This is a genomic window from Lachnospira multipara ATCC 19207, assembly GCF_000424105.1.
GTDB classification, from domain to species: Bacteria; Bacillota; Clostridia; order Lachnospirales; family Lachnospiraceae; genus Lachnospira; species Lachnospira multipara.
In genome coordinates, this window is the sequence record NZ_AUJG01000009.1 from 57,715 (window position 1) to 76,362 (window position 18,648).

General features: G+C 37.7%; 12 protein-coding genes. 10 read left to right on the forward strand and 2 right to left on the reverse strand.

What is annotated here, in order from left to right:
* Positions 1-232 precede the first annotated feature (232 nt).
* Positions 233-559, reverse strand: a complete 327-nt coding sequence (locus G600_RS0108310) for a winged helix-turn-helix transcriptional regulator (RefSeq protein WP_027431535.1) — start codon at positions 557-559, stop codon at positions 233-235.
* A gap of 323 nt (positions 560-882) precedes the next feature.
* Here G600_RS0108310 and acgA point away from each other — a divergent pair, with 323 nt between their 5' ends.
* The 8 genes from acgA (at position 883) to G600_RS0108350 (ending at position 9,346) form a co-directional block, all read left to right on the forward strand.
* Positions 883-1,026 (forward strand): ACGX-repeat peptide, encoded by a 144-nt coding sequence (acgA, locus tag G600_RS15455; RefSeq protein WP_081669448.1) that lies wholly within the window; start codon positions 883-885, stop codon positions 1,024-1,026.
* Positions 1,027-1,144: 118 nt separating this feature from the next.
* Complete coding sequence (gene acgM, locus G600_RS0108320; protein WP_034245995.1) at positions 1,145-2,194, forward strand: radical SAM/SPASM domain protein, ACGX system; 1,050 nt, start codon at positions 1,145-1,147, stop codon at positions 2,192-2,194.
* A gap of 75 nt (positions 2,195-2,269) precedes the next feature.
* Positions 2,270-3,232 carry an alcohol dehydrogenase catalytic domain-containing protein gene (locus tag G600_RS0108325; protein WP_242826367.1) on the forward strand — a complete coding sequence of 321 codons (963 nt, stop codon included), beginning with the start codon at positions 2,270-2,272 and terminating at the stop codon, positions 3,230-3,232.
* A gap of 116 nt (positions 3,233-3,348) precedes the next feature.
* Positions 3,349-5,304, forward strand: a complete 1,956-nt coding sequence (locus G600_RS0108330; protein WP_027431538.1) for an oxidoreductase — start codon at positions 3,349-3,351, stop codon at positions 5,302-5,304.
* A gap of 215 nt (positions 5,305-5,519) precedes the next feature.
* Positions 5,520-6,563 (forward strand): iron-siderophore ABC transporter substrate-binding protein, encoded by a 1,044-nt coding sequence (locus G600_RS0108335; RefSeq protein ID WP_027431539.1) that lies wholly within the window; start codon positions 5,520-5,522, stop codon positions 6,561-6,563.
* A complete protein-coding gene (locus tag G600_RS0108340) occupies positions 6,553-7,551 on the forward strand; it encodes a FecCD family ABC transporter permease (protein WP_027431540.1) in 999 nt (332 codons plus the stop codon). Before G600_RS0108335 ends, G600_RS0108340 begins: the two co-directional genes overlap by 11 nt.
* Positions 7,548-8,540, forward strand: coding sequence for a FecCD family ABC transporter permease (locus tag G600_RS0108345; RefSeq protein ID WP_027431541.1), 993 nt, complete (start codon positions 7,548-7,550; stop codon positions 8,538-8,540). Before G600_RS0108340 ends, G600_RS0108345 begins: the two co-directional genes overlap by 4 nt.
* Positions 8,540-9,346 carry an ABC transporter ATP-binding protein gene (locus tag G600_RS0108350; RefSeq protein WP_027431542.1) on the forward strand — a complete coding sequence of 269 codons (807 nt, stop codon included), beginning with the start codon at positions 8,540-8,542 and terminating at the stop codon, positions 9,344-9,346. The genes G600_RS0108345 and G600_RS0108350 overlap by 1 nt, the downstream gene beginning before the upstream one ends.
* 84 nt (positions 9,347-9,430) lie before the next feature.
* Here the strand turns inward: G600_RS0108350 and msrA are convergent, their stop codons facing one another.
* Positions 9,431-10,306, reverse strand: a complete 876-nt coding sequence (gene msrA, locus G600_RS0108355) for a peptide-methionine (S)-S-oxide reductase MsrA (RefSeq protein WP_242826368.1) — start codon at positions 10,304-10,306, stop codon at positions 9,431-9,433.
* A gap of 309 nt (positions 10,307-10,615) precedes the next feature.
* Between msrA and G600_RS0108360 the strand changes: the two genes are divergently transcribed.
* Positions 10,616-11,764, forward strand: a complete 1,149-nt coding sequence (locus G600_RS0108360; protein WP_027431544.1) for a DUF4317 domain-containing protein — start codon at positions 10,616-10,618, stop codon at positions 11,762-11,764.
* Positions 11,765-12,718: 954 nt separating this feature from the next.
* On the forward strand, positions 12,719-18,604 hold the full coding sequence (locus tag G600_RS15055; protein WP_051195432.1) for a pectinesterase family protein: 5,886 nt from the start codon (positions 12,719-12,721) through the stop codon (positions 18,602-18,604).
* Positions 18,605-18,648: the final 44 nt, after the last annotated feature.

An 18,648-nucleotide genomic window follows, 5' to 3' on the forward strand; every position in this document is an offset into this window, starting at 1 on the left:
AGCACAGAGACATGAAGGTTAATCTCCATATTCCTTCGTGTTTGACTATATTTCTATCCCCTCTACTCATCCCCGGTCCCCCAGGCCGGGGACATTTTTATATTTAGTAATTAAAATTCGGATTTTTAAATAAGTATATATATAAAGATAAATAAAAAGCGAAAGCCAAGATTATATTAATATCAAGGCTTTCGCTTTTTGTTTGAGGTTTTTTATGAAAAAAATCTTAGCGTTATTCAAGTGTTTTTTTATAATCAGTTCCCCATTCTGCCATAGAATTGATAATTGGTCTCATGGATTCACCGATTTCAGAGAGAGCATATTCTACATGAGGGGGAACCTCTGGGTAAACAGTTCTTGTGATAATGCCATCCTCTTCCATTGATCTAAGTGAATCTGTAAGAACTTTTTGACTAATTCCATCTAAACTGTTTTTTAATTCATTAAATCGCCAAGGTCTTACAAGTAAATTTCTTATTATAAGAAGTTTCCATTTACTGCCAATCAGACTAACTGTTGTAGCAACTGGACACTCTGGTAATTCTTGTTTTGTCTTCATGTGAACTCCTTTCGATTTAGAAATATTTTCATAATAAATAATTATAATCAATCATGTTATAAGTACAAATATGATTAAATGCATAAACGATTAAATGCAAATAGTATTTATTTCAATATAGCATGAAAGTATCGTAAGGTCTATAAAATAAGAAAATGATAGCAAGATATAAAACAAAATATAAGTTACAAAAAAGTAACTGGGTTATAAAAAAGTGCGTACTTTTCGATAATTTTAACTTAGTTTATAGTAAAGAAAAGAAAGCAAGTTAATAAACAAGTTTTCTAATATTTATATTCACAATTAAAAGGAGGATGAATTTTATGTCATTATTAAATCTTAATGGTTGGGTAAATGGTAGCGAAAAGGCTATGGCAGCATGCGGTTCAGCATGTGGTGCTTCAGATCCTAAGCCAGATGAAAAGCCAGCAGCATGCGGTTCAGCTTGCGGAGCAGGTGACAAGTAATTTTTTACCTAATAGATTATACAAACTTAAGTTTAAAAATTAGAACTAAGCAAAAACGTACATTACAGGCCTCCAGATATTTTTTTCTGGGGGCTAATTAAAAATAATGGAGGATTATATGAAATCATATTTTTCATTTCAATGGCATATAACTGACGAATGTGACCAAAGATGTAAACATTGTTACATATATTCAAGCGGCGAGCATACTTGTCTGGCATCTATGTGTCAGGAACAGATAGAGAAGACATTTAATAATTGCTTGGATTTTTGTAAAAAATATAATCGCACCCCTTACTTTTACTTGACTGGTGGAGATCCAATTCTTCATCCTGATTTTTGGAAATTAGTCGAGACTTTTAAAGCTAACGACATTAAATATACAATTCTTGGAAATCCATTTCATCTTAATGATGAGGTCTGTCAAAGACTTAAGGAGACAGGTTGTGAGAAATACCAGCTTTCAATCGATGGATTAAGAAAGACTCACGATTGGTTTAGAAAGCCGGGCTCTTATGATTGCACACTTGAAAAGATTGCTACTATAAATAAGGCAGGAATTAGAAGTGTAATTATGACAACGGTATCAAAGACCAATATGAATGAGCTCCCTGAAATTATTGATGAGGTTGTTAAAGCGGGTGCAAATGTATTTGCTTTTGCAAGATATGTTCCATCCGGTGGTGATTTAGATATTAGTATGACTGGTAAGGAATATAGAGAACTTCTTGCAGCATGTGATAAGAAGTTTAAGGAATATGAATCAAAAGGATGTAAGACATATTTTAATAAAAAGGACAATCTCTGGACGCTTTACGAATATGAAATGGGTGAGTTTAAGATTCCTGATTTCACAAAGCAAGATATGATTTATGGTGGATGCAATTGTGCAAACTGTCATATAACTGTGCTTCCAACAGGTGATATCTATGCTTGTAGACGTGTGGCTGATTCTAAGGTTGGTAATGTCTTTGAAGATAGAATTGGTGACCTTTGGGAAACAAGTTTTGAGAAGTATCGTGAATTTGATAAGTTTGAAAAATGCAGTCGCTGTAAGTTAAAGGCATGGTGTCGAGGATGTCCTGCAGTGGCAAAGGGAACAAATGGAAGTTTTTATTCTTATGATCCTCAATGTTGGCTAGAAGAGGACAGCGAATTGTTAGCATAGTAAATTGTTAGTATAGCGTATAGTTAGCATAGCGAATTGTAAGCATAGCGTGTTGTTAGCATAGAAAGGTGATTTATGAAAGAGTACATGAAGGCAGTGATTTTAGATAAGGTTACAGCGGCTTGTGACATTTTCTTATCTAGAAAGGAAATTCCAGAGGTGAAGCCTGGATGGCTTTTAATTAGGGTTAAAGCTTTTGGAATGAACCATTCAGAGCAGATTTTAAGACTTGAAGAAATTAAATACGATTATATAAAGAAACCGATTGTTCCTGGTATTGAATGTGTTGGGGAAGTTGTTGATGAATCTAATACCAGATTTAAAAAAGGGCAAAAGGTAATGGCACTTATGGGTGGTATGGGCCGTTCTTTTGATGGGGCATATGCAGAATATGCCTTATTACCTGAAAAAATCGTATTCTCAATAGATAGTGATATGAGTTGGGCTGAGCTTGGTGCAATTCCAGAGACTTATTTTACAGCTTGGGGTTCGCTATTTGAGGCTTTAAATTTGCAAAAGAACGACACACTTTTAATAAGAGGCGCAAGTTGTGCCCTAGGATATGCAGCAATTCAGCTAGCTAAGGCTCTAGGAAGCAAGGTAATAGCAACAACTCATAAGGAGTCTAAGCTAGAACTAATTGACGAGGCTGACGAATGCTTAATTGATGACGGTCAATTAACAGGAAAAATAAAGGGAGTTACAAAAGCTTTAGATTTAGTAGGCCCTAAAAACCTGATAGATACTATGAAAGCAGTAGAAAAGGGAGCTTTCGTATGTCAGACAGGAATCCTTGGCGGAGTTTATGCTTTTAATAATTTTGACCCTATAAAAGATATCCCAAACGGTGTTTATTTAACTTCGTTTTATTCAAATTATCCGACTCAGAAGCAAATTAACGATATATATACATTTTTAAAAGAACATAAATTAAGGCCAAAATATAATAAACTTTACAAGTTTTCAGACATAAAATCCGCCATTTTAATGCAAGAATCCGGTCAGGCAAAGGGAAAAATTGTCGTGGAAATGGATTAATTTAAAATGAACTGAGTTCAATTGCATTTTTATGAACTGATAAAATTTATTCTTTACAATTGTATTATCTCCTAATTTTTTATATTATATAGTTATAGTATAAGGAGGTATATGCGATGTACGAAAAACTTTTTACAGAGCATAATATCGGCCCCGTGACAGCAAAAAATAGAATAGTTTTTGAGCCAATGGGCAATTATTATGCAGAGCTTGACGGTAGCGTGTCAAAACGTGACATTGCTTTTTACGCTGAGAGGGCAAAGGGCGGATGCGGTATCGTAATGACAGAAGTAGCTTCTGTTAACAGTAAGACTGGACGTGGTAATCTTCGTAACATTTGTACAGACGACGATAAATTCATACCTGGCTACAAGGAAATGGCAGATGAGGTTCACAAATATGGATCGCTGCTTTTTGTTGAATTGTACCACCCGGGATGTCAGGGAATTGCTCCAATTAACGGCGGTTCCATGGCTTCACCAAGTGGTCAGGAAAGCAATTTGATTCATATGCCCACCCACGAAATGACAGTGGAGGAGATTAAGGCCACAGTTAAGGATTTTGTGGACGGTGCTGTGAGAATGAAGAAAGCAGACGTTGACGGTGTTGTTCTTCATGCAGCACACGGTTATTTATTGTGTGAATTTATCTCGACCTATACAAATCACCGTACAGACGAGTACGGCGGTAGCATTGAAAACAGAGTGCGCATCATTAAGGAAATTATTGAGGGCATCAGAAAGGAATGCGGCGACTATCCGATAATTATTAGATTTTCAGCAGACGAATATATGCGTGAAATCGGCATAGAAGGCGGCATGGTTTTAGAGGACGCTGTTGAAATGGCAAAGCTTTTCGAGCAGTACGGCGTGGATGCCATCGACGTTTCTTCCGGAAATTATGAGACTATGAATTGGGCTTGGGAGCCAACCGGATTTGATGAGGGTTGGAAGATGAAAAATGCGGAAACCATCGCAAAGGCAGTATCTGTCCCTGTTATTGGCTGTTCCGTTATTAGAACTCCTGAGGGCGCTATGGAATTCTTAGATCGTGGCGTGCAGTTTGTAGGTTCAGCAAGACAGTTCTTCGCAGACCCTGATTGGGGTAATAAGGTTAAGGAAGGTCGAGTTTGTGAGATAAGAAAATGTATTTCTTGTCTTAATTGTATGGAAAGCCTTATGGTGGCAAATGAAGATAATGGAATCAGAGCACAGTGTACAGTAAATATCGAGGGTGGCGATGAAATCACCTACCTTCCACTTAAGGAAGATGGTGCTGGCAGAAAGGTTCTTATCTTAGGCGCTGGTCCTGCGGGTCTTGAGGCGGCAGTAGTTGCGGCACGAAGAGGATTTGCACCGGTTATTGTTGAAAAGGATTCCTGCATTGGTGGTCAGCTAAATTTAGCAAACAAGCCACCTAAGAAGGAAAAAATTACATGGCTTATTGACTATTATCAGGCAATGCTTGATAAGTACAATATTAAGGTCTGTCTAAATACTGAGGCTACATTTGACTTAATAAAATCTGAGAACCCTTACAAGGTAATTAACGCTATTGGCTCTTCGCCTGTGCTACTAGGAGCAATCAAAGGCCTAGATCAGCCATTTATCATTACACCTCCAGAGGTATTATCAGGAAAATGTAAACTCAGTGGCAAAAATATTTGCGTCGTAGGTTCTGGTATGACCGGTATTGAGACTGCAGAATTCCTACAGGATCAGGGAAATAATATCGAACTTTACGAGATGGCAGATGACATTGGTCCAGGACTTTTCTTCCAGAATTTAATTGACGTAATGGGTAGATTAGCACCAGGAGGCTGTAAGTTCTTCCCTAAGCATCAGTTGATTTCAGTTTCAGAGCATGAAGCTAAGTTTAAAAAGACTGACACTGGTGAAGATGTTACAGCTAAGTTTGATAATATAGTAATTTCTCTTGGAACTAAATCAAATGATTTAGACGAGGAAATTAAGAAGAATTGCCCAGAGGTGATTTCTGTTGGTGATGCTTCTAAATCAGGTAGAATTAGAGCGGCCCTAGAGGATGGATATAAGGCGGCTATTAGTTTATAGGCTAGCGATATGCTTATAAGCTAATATTTGTGGGATAAATAAAATATTAATGGGACAAATTTTGAGATGGAGCTTCAAAGTTTGTCCCATTTTTTATTGATAAAAAATTATGCTTAATTAAATTAAACCAAAAATAATTTGACAAAACCTATCCTCTTATGTTAGATTATTGTCCTGTTAGCACTAGCTAACCAAAGATAGGAGGAAAAAACATAATGAGAGGTAAAATTTTCGCATTATTAATGACTTTAACTATTTTAGCTACAACAGTTATAGGTTGTGGCACTAGTTCAAAGAGTCAAGAAACAACTAATGAAAATCAGGTAGAGAGTTCATCTACTGAATTCCCAATTACAATAAAGCATGCTTATGGTGAGACAACTATCACAAGTCAGCCTGAAAGAGTTGTAACACTTTCTTGGGCTAATCAGGATGCTATATTAGCTTTAGGCGTAGTTCCAGTTGGAGTATCTGCAGCAAACTTTGGTATGATGTCAGAGAATAATCTTCACCTTTGGACAGAAGAAGCTTTTAACAATTTAGGAGAAACAAATCCTAACGTATTTAACGATGAAACAGGTTGGGATTATGAAGCAATTGCTGCAGCGCAGCCAGATATTATCGTTGCTTCATATTCAGGTATGACTGAAGAAGAATATAATTTACTTTCTGAAATTGCTCCTGTAATTCCATACCTTGAGACAGCTTGGAAGACTAACTGGAGAGAACAGACAATTACTAATGCTACAGCAATTGGTAAGAAAGAAGAAGGTGAGGCATTAGTTGAAGAAACAGATGCACTCATTTCAGATAAGTTAGCTAACTACCCAGAATTAGAGGGAAAGTCAGCAGCATTCTTCTGGATCTCACAGGATGACATGAGTACATTTTACGCTTACTTACCAGCTGACCCACGTGCTTCATACCTAAACGATTTAGGATTTACAACACCAGATAGCATTCTTTCTTTAGCTTCAAGTACAGAGGATTTCTCAGTTACTATTTCTAGAGAAAATGCTGAACTTTTAAACGATGTAGACATTATGGTTGTTTATGGTGATGAGGGCTTACTTGAAGCATTAAAGGCAGATCCTTTAATGAGTCAGATTCCAGCAGTAAAGAATGACGCAGTTGTATTACTTGATTCAACATCAACACTTGCAGCTGCAACAACACCATCAATCCTTTCAATCCCATATTCGATTGATGAGTATTTATCAGCATTAAGTGAGGCAGCAAAGAATATCGATGAAGAATAAGAAAATTACATTTGTATTTTTTCTTGGAATATTTATTTTAATGATAGCTGCTTTTGTATCTATAAGCTACGGAGCAAAATCCGTAGCTTTTTTAGATGTAGCAAAGGCATTGTTTGGCGGTAAAAGCACAGATTACAATATAAATGTTGTAAAGGCTAGAATTCCAAGAACAATTTTTGGAATAATTGCAGGAGCGTCCCTTAGTATTTCAGGGGTGCTAATGCAGTCCATTACTAAAAACCCAATAGCAGACCCAAGTATTTTAGGGGTAAATTCCGGAGCCTCTTTATTTATAGTGGTTGGAATTACATTTTTTAATATCCAATCAAAAATGTCATATATTGGCTTCGCTTTTCTAGGTGCCATGTTTGCAGCACTTTTAGTTTATAGACTTGCATCTTTTGGATTTGGTGGAGCAACACCTATTAAACTTGCGCTTTCAGGTTCAGCTATTAGTATTGCATTATCATCTATTATAAGTATGATTGTAATGCCTAACAGTAACGTCATGACAACTTATAGATTTTGGCAAATTGGAAGTATCGGTGGAACGAGTTATGAGGATATTAAACTTATTTTGCCTATTACAATTTTGGCGATTTTTGTTAGCTTGTGTATGTCAAATAGTTTAAATACCCTTTCTCTATCTGAGGAAACAGCTATTGCTCTTGGCTTAAATGTAAATCGAACTAAGATAATTGCAGCAATCTGCGGTGTTTTACTTTGTGCTACAACAACAGCCCTTGCGGGGCCAATTAGTTTCATTGGTCTTATGGTGCCGCATTTTGTAAGAATGCTAATAGGTTCTAATCATGCTCCACTTATAGCAATTAGCGGTGTATATGGTAGCTCAATTCTACTTTTCTCAGATGTTTTGGGTAGAATTGTAGGACGTCCCGCAGAACTTGAATCAGGAATAATGACAGCTCTAATTGGAGCACCTGTTTTCATTTTCTTGGTCAGAAAGGCAAAGGTTTCTAATCTATGAGAAAGAGTAAGAGAATCTACGTTATTAAATTATGTATATTAGCAGGTCTTGTTTTAGCTTTGGCCTTAATTAGCTTGTGTTTTGGAACGGTAAATTATTCCCTTGATCAAGTTTTTAAGGTTATATTTAAAATGAGTAAAACAGGGGCCTTTATCATTACCCGCTTAAGACTTCCTAGAGTTTATGCTGCAATTTTATGTGGTTTGGCATTTGGAATTGCTGGTAATATTTTTCAGACTTTACTTAACAATCCTCTTGCAAGTCCAGATATTATCGGGGTTTCATCAGGATCAACAGTTGCAGCGGTGTACTGTATTTTATTTTTAAGATTAAATAGAAATCTAGTATCCTTTATTTCTGTAATTGCAGGAATTGTGGTAGCTTTGGTTATCTATAAAATTTCATACAGAGACAAATTTTCAACAAATCGTTTAATCCTTGTAGGAATCGGCTTTCAGGCCTTCTTTAGTGCTTTGACAAATTGGATGATTATGAAGGCGGCAGAATATGATGTTCCAACAGCTATGAGATGGTTAAATGGTAATTTAAACGGCATAGTTACTGAATCTTTACCTATGCTTTTTATAGTTGTTATAGTTTGCGGTTTAACAGTTATTGGCTTTAGACATAGCCTTCAATCTATAGCATTAGGTGAGCAAATCGCAGTTGTTCACGGTGTTAGGGTAAATCGCGTTAGAGCACTTTTAATTATATGTGCGGTTATGCTTATTGCCTTTGCAACAGCAATTGCAGGCCCTATTGCTTCGATTGCATTTTTGTCGGGGCCTATTGCAGCAAGAATTTGCGGAAGAAATCAATCCAATATATTATCGTCAGGTTTAGTTGGGGCAATTCTTGTTCTAGCTGGTGATTTTGTAGGTGAAAACTTATTGGCAACAAGATATCCAGTTGGCGTAGTTACAGGAATTTTAGGAGCTCCATACTTGATTTATCTCTTAATTTATCAGCACAGGAAAGGAAAGGCATAATGAAGAAACACACACTTTTAGCTAACAATATTTGTGTAGGTTATGGTAATGAAAATATATTAAAATCCGTAAATCTACACATTCCTGAAAATAAAATAAGCGTTATTTTGGGCTCCAATGGAAGTGGTAAATCTACCCTTTTAAAAACATTCGCAAGATTATTATTACCAAGCCAAGGTGAAATTTTACTTGATGATAAGTCTTTGCTTTGCATAAAATCTAAAGAAATCGCTAAAACTATTGGCTTACTTCCACAGACTTTAATTGCTCCAGAGGGGATAAAGGTGGAAGAATTAGTATCAAGAGGTCGTTTTCCTTATAGAAATTTCATGTCGCCTTTAAAGTGTGAAGATTACAGAGCCATAGAAGAGGCAATGGAAGCAATGAAAATCAAGGACTTGGCGGAGAGAAGCATTGATGAATTATCTGGTGGTCAGCGTCAGAGAGTATTTATAGCTATGGCATTAGCGCAGGAAACTGATATTTTATTTTTAGATGAACCAACCACATACCTTGATATTGCTTATCAGATAGAGATTTTAGATCTTTTAAAGGAGCTTAACATGACTAAGAAAACCACAATAGTCATGGTTTTACACGATATTAATCTCTCTTCAAAATACGCAGATTATATCTTTGCAATGAAAAATGGAAAGCTTCTTACAGAAGGCACACCAACTAATATTGTGGTGCCAGAGACCATTAAGGAAATCTATGGAATCGATAGTGTTGTTATTCAGGATCCGATTTCTGCAAGTCCTATCGTAGTTCCAATAAGTTCGCATGATTATAACTTTGAGAAATAATATCAAAAAGAAGGGGTTAAATGATGATTTAACCTCTTCTTTTTTACTAATGTTTATTTGAATTGTTTATATACATTTTTGTTATTAATTAAGTGCCTTAATCTTGTCAATCTCAACTCTAGTAATGTGGCAGTAACCATTAGGGTTCTTTAGTAAATAGTCCTGATGATACTCTTCTGCCTCATAGAAGCAATCAAGTGGCTTTGTTTCTACGTGGAATTCAGAGTATTTCTTTTCTTCCTCTTTTATATAAGAAGAAACTGCCATTTTTATCGCTTCATCTTTGTAGTAAATTCCAAGTAAATATTGCTCGCCTATGTCCCCACCTTGTCCATCTGACTGTGTTGGGTCAACGCAGATAAAATAGGCTTTTAGGATAGTTTCTGTGTTTGTTAGTTCAGGCTTATAAGTTACACGAATGCATTCTCTAAAACCAGTTTCGTGTCTACAAACTTCTTCATAGCTTGGATTTTTAATGTGGCCGTTGGCATAGCCGACTTTAGTTTCAGTAACTCCCTTTAATTCTTTGAAAGCTCTTTCCATGCCCCAGAAACAACCGCCGGCTAGGTAAATCACCTTTTGACCTTCTGGTGCTTTGTAATTGTCATCTAATCTAGTTTCGTAAATTCTGTGTTCGTAGTATAGATTATCTTCGTCTTTTGAAATTGGTTCAAAGCCGTTGTGTTCAAGACAATGAATAGCCATTTCGTTTGACTTAGCCACGATGGCATGAACTATTGGTTCGTGTAAAACCTCATGGATGTGTGGCATTAAAAGAAATAGGGCATTGCTAGCATAGTGATTGCCACGTTTATCTTCTTCAATTTCGAAATAAATCTCGGACTTCTCGTTAAATTTTACAAGTCCGACTGTCTGCGAATTTTTAGTAATTGCAAATGTGTTCTTAGGGCTGTTTTCATCAAGCCCAATCTCAATAATTTCGTTTTGTAAAATTGTCATTTTCATTTTCCTTTGCGTGTAATTTAATTTTATACTATTTTATCACAGTTTTGACATCTGTACAGTGGGGAATTATTAGCTTGTGGTTGAAATGTTTTGGTGCTTTCTTGCTGGGCTATCTCCCCTCAATTCTTTCAAATATCTCCTTGCCTCATAAGTCGAATTAGTGGTAAATTAGTCTTATGCAAAAATAGCGAGAAACTAGAGGGTTAAATCATGATTTAATCAGGATTTAACCCAGTAAAAGAGGGCTCCATCAGAGAATTTGGACCTTTAAAATTTAGCGATATCGCAGAGAGTGGTAAGAATATGACTAGAAAAGAAATTAATGAGATTAAGGCACAGTACACACTTGAAGAGTGTGGAATTTCAAGACTTTGTGGCTGTTATGTTGACGGCGAGAAGAACAAAGTCACTACATTTACAGAGAATTTTTTAAATCTTCCAGAGGAGGAAAAGCACAAGTATTTTGACATTTTCAAAAAATCTTTATCAGGAACTCCTGGTAAAAATCTTCTTGATATGCAGTTTAACGAGGGAGCCTATGAAGCAGGCGGCTCGCAGGAATTTCTTCTTAAATTAAGAGATTCAGAATTAAAGGATGATGCGGTGGTTAATCAGCTCTACGACAAGATCATCGAGAACTACTATTATCCGGGCAATTACTTGATTTTGCTCATCCATCAGGCATACGACATTCCATCAATTACTAACGATAACATCGAGATGGAAGATGCTTCCGAGGAAGTGTTTAGTTACATTTTGTGTAGCATTTGCCATGTAAGCCTTTCAAAGCCGGGCCTTGGCTACAACGAGGATGACAAGGCTTTCCACAATCAGATTCAGAGCCATATGGTGGATTTGCCTGACGTGGGATTCCTATTTCCTGCTTTTAACGACCGAACAAGCAACACTGACATGACACTTTTTTACACTAAGGATGCTAACGATTTCCAGCATGGTGTTATTGAAAATGTACTTATGGTCAACGAGCCTATGGGTGCCGTAGATCAGAAGGAGACTTTTAATAATCTTGTAACTGAGACTCTTGGCGAGGATTCTAATTATGAAATCGTTAAGAATATTCATGAAAATCTAAATGAGAAAATCGCAGAGAAGAAAAAGGAATCTTTAGCACCTGTAATGCTTGATAAGACTGAGGTTCGCGAGGTCTTAGAAAAGAGTGGTGTTAAGGAAGAGAAGTTAGAAAATTTTGAAGAACATTTTGAAATGGCAACTGGTGAGGACGGCAAGCTTGCAGCTACAAATATTGTGCCTGCTAGAAAGTTTGAAGTTAAGACACCGGACGTTGTTGTTAAGATAAACCCTGATAAAACAGACCTTGTAACAACTCAGATTATCGATGGCAAGCAGTGTCTTGTAATTGAGATTGATGAGAGGTTGGAAGTTAATGGAATTTCGGTGAATCCTGAGACGGGGGAAGTGATCGAGAGGTAGAGATGGGAGAGAGTCCCGGGGGGGAGGGCGCTTGGAGCAGTCTGTTCCCTGAAGGACACGCTCTCGCTAAGGTAGCCACGTAGCGGTGGGTAAGGCCTTCTGTGTCTTGTCGCCCTACGGGCTTTCAGACTTGAAGGCCTAACCACCGACGCGTCTACATTGTCCTTTATGAAACACCTGCTCCCCGCGCCCGACACCCCCGCGACTTTCACGCCCTTCCGAGGGAGGGGTGTACGGCAAATGCGCTTCGCTGTTTGCCTACCGGGAGTTATACTATGCCGCGAGGGGCTTGAATTCTTGGTCGCGACCAACTTGCTTTCTAGTCCCGGAAGTGTGTTGTTCCGGGAAGTGCAGGTTTCTTGCAGAAATGCCCTAATATAATTAAAATTTTTATATCTAATATTGATTTGTTGACCCTAGAAGAAATTTTTTTCTTCTAGGGTCTATCTTTTTAAATTCAACGCTTCTTAGAATAATCCGTATGGACCGAAAATTTCGAATAAGTATTAAATGCCCTAAAAGCAAGTGAGTATTATAGGAAATTCGTAATCCTTTTCGAGACTTTTTTTACCGCTAGGTCAACAATCAAAAAAAGCAAGTTGTTTAGATCTCGAATTCTAATCCCTACAGGAGAAAAATCCTCCATTAGGTCAACCGCCTCCCGACCACATCCCAGAAATCTTCTCGTCCCGCCTTAAATTCTCGGTTTCATCCCTGGAGTCGTTGACCTAATGGAGAGAAAATCTCTCGGAAGGTCAATTCCTTCCCGACCGCATCCCAGAAATTTCACTAAAACCAACTATTTTTATAAAAGTTATAAAATAAAGCTATACATTTTAATTTTGTAAGTATATAATATATTTGTGGGTTATATAAAGCTTCTTTACAAAAGTCTGGGGTAGGCATATTTTGTGGGGAAGTCTAGCAAAAAATAATTTAATACGGGAGGTTTTTATGAGAAAGCTAAGTCTATTTAAAAATGGCTTCTTGCGTTCCAAAAAAGCAATCATTAGAAGAGCTTCGGGCTTTGCAATGGCTGCTTTTTTAATGGCCTCAACTGCACTAATTCCACTTGAAGGATTAGTGTATGTTAAGGCAGATACTACAAATGAGACCGCAAGTATTGTAGCATTTCCAGGCGCTGAGGGTGGCGGCATGTACGCTAGCGGCGGACGTGGTTACAATGTCTATGTAGTTACAAATCTAGAAGATTATGGGGTGAATGAAACACCTATCGAAGGTTCACTTCGTTACGGTATCGAGAATTCAACAGATGGTTGCATAATCGTGTTTAATGTCGGTGGTACAATTAATTTGAAGCAGACATTATCTTTCAGAGATAAGAAGAATATTACTATTGCTGGTCAGACAGCACCTGGAGATGGAATCACACTATCAGGTTACGAGACTAACATTAGTAATTCTGAGAATCTTATTATCCGTTTTGTACGTTTTAGAACTGGTTCTGAAAATGTGTACACAGCCGGTGATTCTATGGATGCCCTTTGGGGAAGAGATAATAAGACATTTATCATTGATCATTGTTCTTTTAGCTGGAACACAGATGAAACATTATCAACATATAGAGGTGCAGATGGAACTGTTCAGTGGTGTATAATCAGTGAAAGTTTAACAGTTTCAGGTCATAGCAAGGGAAGACATGGCTATGGCGGTATCTTTGGTGGAGATAATTGTGTATTCCAATATAATTTAATCGCTAACCATACTTCAAGAAACCCACGTCTTGGTGGCGGTACAATGACAGATCCAACAAAAGTTTATTCAATGGCAACAGTACAGTTAAGCAATAACTACCTATATAACTGGGGTTACTACTCATGCTACGGTGGTGGTTATACTTTAACTAATTATATTAATAATTATTTCAAGACAGGTCCTGGTACAAGAGATGCTGCGGCTAATACAATTCTTAACTTCGGTGAGAAGACTAAGCCAGGCGGAGTTTATTACACAGGAAATGTGTTTGAAGGAAACGATAGCGTAACAACTGATAATAGCAAAGGCTTTAAGCTTGAAGGTGTAACAACAGGAGATACTGCTACAGTTGTTAGTGATACACCTTATGAATCAGATGCATTTAATCAGATAACATTAAGATCAGCAACAGATAGTTCATCTCTTGTTTTAAATCAGGCAGGTTGTACTTACCCTGAAAGAGATGCAATCGACGCTAGAGTAGTTGCTGATGTTGAAAATGGCACAGGTTATTACATTAATACTCAGGACGAAGTAGGCGGCTATTGCACAGAGGAAGTACATAGAGACGCATCCTTTGATAGCGACCTTGATGGTATTCCTGATTATTGGGAAACTGCACATGGCCTTAATCCTAACGATTCAAGCGATAGTGCTAAGATTTCTGAGAGTGGATACGCTAACATAGAAATTTATTTCAACTCATTAGTTGAAGGAGTTACAGATATCAACTACGTTGCTCCAAATCCAACAGTATCAATTGATTTAGCTAATAACACTCAGGTAGATGAAGGACAGGATGTAACAGTTACAGCAAGTGCAGTAGCTAATAATGGTGGTTCAATTAAGAAGGTAGAATTCTATAATGGATCAGAACTTGTGGCTACAGATACAGAGGCTCCTTATAACTATACATTTTCAAATCTAGAAGATGGAACTTACAGCATATCAGTAAGAGCTTATGATAGTGATGACAACGAAACACAGTCAGATGCTTCAAAGCTTCATGTAAATTCATTAGCTAGCTCAGGAGATTGGCTAGACGCAGAAGTCGGTAACCCAGCTCTTTCAGGTGGTTCTAGTTTAGAAAATGGAGTGCTAACCGTAAAGGGTAACGGCAAGGTAGGTAGAGAAGAAGGCAGCGTTAAGGGAACAGAAAACTACGATGCTGCTGATGATGATTTTCACTATACATACCAGCAGGTTACAGGAGATGCAGAGCTTGTGGTTAAGCTTGATGAAGAGACAGTTGTAGATTGTCATACATTTACAGGCTTAATGTTTAGAGAAAGCTTGGCAGACGATGCAAAGCAGGTAGCTCTTGGCTTCTCAATGGTTAAGTTATCAAGCAGCACTTGCTGGGCAACACATATGTCAGCAAGAAAGACAACAGGGGGTTCAACTCCAGAACTTTCAGAAACCCTTGATAGTGCTTCTAAGGCAGAGTCTGCAGGCATTGGCTACGTTACAGACCTTAACTATAAAACAGGTGCTACAGTTAACGGAACATGGTTAAAGCTTGTAAGAAAGGGTGATACATTTACTGGATACGCATCTGATGATGGTGAGAACTGGACATTAGTAAGCGAGATGGAAGTTGATTTACCAGACACAGCATATATCGGATTTGCAGTAGATAGCGGTCAGGTAGCTAATGATATTAATAATTTAGTAACAGCAAAGTTTAGCAATATTAATTTAAATACTAACCCTTCAGAAACTACAGATCCAACAACAGAGCCAACAACAGGAGAGGATACATCTTCAGAAACAGATGAGTCTGAAAATAAATACGCTCCTACAGTGATTGATGAAAATAATTTACTTACTAAAACTGCTTCAGGTTCAACAATGATCTTAAAGCAGGCAGCAACAACAGGTAACTTAGCAATTTCTGGAACAACTAAAGATAGCAATGCAAGTTACATTCTCTTCCCAGAAACAACAAAGAATGGCAAGCTTGAGATGGATATCACTATCGATGGTTATTCAATCTTTGGTAATGAAGGTAAGAGATCTGGTGTATTTGTTGGTGCATTTGGTAGCACATTAAGTTCCTTTACAACTTTAGGACTTAGAGGCTACGATGTAAATACAGGTTCTGACTCAATTTCAGGCTACTGGACAAAGTCCACAGGCAGCGCAGGTAATGGCTCACCAAAGTATAATGTAGCTATTGGTGATACATATCACGTTGTAGTTGAGAGAACAAGCGCAGGTTATACATTAACATTTACAGATTTAACAAATCCATTAGAAGTTACAGCAACAGGTTCTACTTACTCAGGTAGCAAGACTATTAAGTTATCAGACCTTTACACAGGCGAGGGTAATGTGGGTACTAATAGTGCTGTAAGATTTGGTATTGCTTTAGTAGGTGCTAACGTTAGCGTTAAGAACATGGTTTACTATGATGCTAGTGGAAATGTTCTTTATAACCAGACAGATTACTATAAGGATGCTGGTACAGCTCCTACAATTACTAAGGTAAACACACCAGTAGTTAACGAAGATAGAACAGCCATCACAGTTTCTTATGAAGGCGAAGGCCTTACAGGAGATGGTAAGTATGAAATCTCAGTTTCTTCAGATGGTGGACATACATATAAGACACTTGGAACTACAACAGAAACAAGTTATTCATATTCACCAAGTGCATCTGGTAGCTATATTTTCAAAGTAACAGGTGTTATGGGAGAAACAATTTCTAACACAATGGAATCTGAGGCAGTTAGCTATAAGAAGCCACTTACAAGTCCAAGTAAGTTAACAGCTAGCTCAGGAAATGCTAAGAATACACTTTCATGGGCAAGCGTTAGTGGTGCTACAGGCTACAGAGTTTATAGAAAGAGTGTGGATGAAGAAGAATACACAGTTCTTGGTACAACAAGTTCAACAAGCTATGAGGATACAAGTGCTGTAAACGAGACAGTTTATAACTATGCAGTATTAGCTTATGATTCTGAAAATGAATCTAATCTCTCTAGTGCAGTGACAATTATGGCAACTGCAGGACATACAGGAGAGTACTATTTTGGTGATGAGGCTGCTAGCTTAACAGTTAGTGCCAAGTCAAATGATACAATTACAGATTCTTCAAAGGCTAGCTTTACAATTGCAGCTGATGAAGCTGGTAGTTGGGAAATCAAGTTAAATGGTGATTTAATTGATACAAAGAGCACTAATGCTAACGAGACAATTAGTGAAGAAATTAGTTTAGCAGACGGTAGAAATGAAGTAGTTGCTTACTTTACAAGCACAAGTGGAGTTAAGACATATAAGACATTCAATTTTGTTAAGTTAACAAATATTGATATTGTAGTAGATGCAAGCTATACAGGTGTGGCAGGCGCTGAAGTAGACGGTGTTCCTACATTTGCAACAGTAGGAGAAGCTATCGCAAGCGTAGATGCTAATAATAGCGAAAGAGTAGTAATCTACTTAAAGAATGGCAGATACTACGAGAAACTTACAGTAGATACAAGCTATATCACATTAATTGGTGAGGATTCTGAAAAGACAGTTCTTTACTATGATGTAGCATCAGGCTCATTAGACGCTAGTGGTAAGACATATGGTACATCAGGAAGTGCTTCTCTTACATTAAATGGAGGAGCTAGCCACTTTACAGCTGAGAATATGACAATTTCTAACGAATTTGATTATCCAAACGAGAAGATTGATGGCAAGCAGGCTGTAGCACTTCTTAATAATGCAGATGAGACAACATTTACTAATGTAAGATTCCTTGGATATCAGGATACTTTATATGCAAATGGATCTTCAAATGCAGCTAGACAGTACTATAACAGATGCTACATTGAAGGAAATGTAGACTTTATCTTTGGTAGAGCTATTGCAGCCTTCTATGATTGTGAAATCGTTTCAAATGGCGATGGATACTTAACAGCAGCTTCTACAGAAGGCAAGAACACAGTCGGTTATGTATTTATTAACTGCCACATTCTTGCTAAGTCAGGAGTTAAGGGCGTTTACCTTGCTAGACCATGGGGTTCAAACGCATCTGTTGCTTATATTAACTGCTATTTAGATAGTAAGATTAGAGAAAATGGATACTGCGATATGAGTAACAACTCATACAAGAACGCAAGATTTAGCGAGTATGGTTCATACGGTGCTGGCTTTAAGGTAAATACAGACAGAGTTCAATTATCAGCAGTTCAGGCAAGCAAGATTGACACAGTTGCAGAGGTTCTTGCAGCTGATGCAAATCAGTATAGTGATGGAGCTTGGGATGCAGAGGCAGAGTATGCAGCAATTAGTGCTTCTTATGTAGCTGCAGCAGCACAGGAGCCAACAACACCGGAAGAACCAACAACACCAGAAGAGCCAACAACACCAGAGACACCGGAGACTCCAGAGGAAATCAGCTATGAGATGCTCTCAGGCGACACAATCACAATCGTTCCTGGGGAAGAAGTTGTTATTCGTTCAGCAGCAACTGTTGATAAGTTCGTTGCAGTTTTAGTGGATGGTGAGGAAATTGATTCTTCATACTATACAATTACATCAGGTTCAACAATCGCAACAATTAGTGGCGATTACACAGCAACATTAGCCGAAGGCGAGCATTCAATTGCAATTAAGTCAACTGACGGTTCGGCAGTAGCTAAGGCATTAGTAGCTGCTAAGCCAGCTGAAGGCGAGACAGGTTCAAGTGAAGGTGAAACAGGTGCAGGCGAAGAGCCAGCAGTAGAACCAGAAGAGCCAGTTGTTGAGCCAACAGAACCAGTTGTTGAACCAACAGAACCAGTTGTTGAACCAACAGAACCAGTTGTTGAACCAACAGAACCAGCAACTGAGCCAGCAACAGAACCTGCGACTGAGAATACAGGAGACGTAGCAGCTGATGAGGAATCAGTAGCAAGAGATAGTGCAGTAGAAGCTGAAATCGAAAAGATTGCTGCTTATGAAAAGGAAGTCGATAGACTTATAGCAGAACAAAATGCTAAGCAAATTGCTAATAGTGAGGTATCTACACAGAGCACACAGACTGGTGATTTTGCAAATGCATTTATCTACGCAGTTGTAATGATTCTTTCAGTATTTGCTAGTCTTGTAATGATAATTTTTGGCGAAGGCGGAAAGAAGAAGGAAAATTAATAAAATTTTTCTTTAAAAATTTAACTGATATGTTATAATTCCTA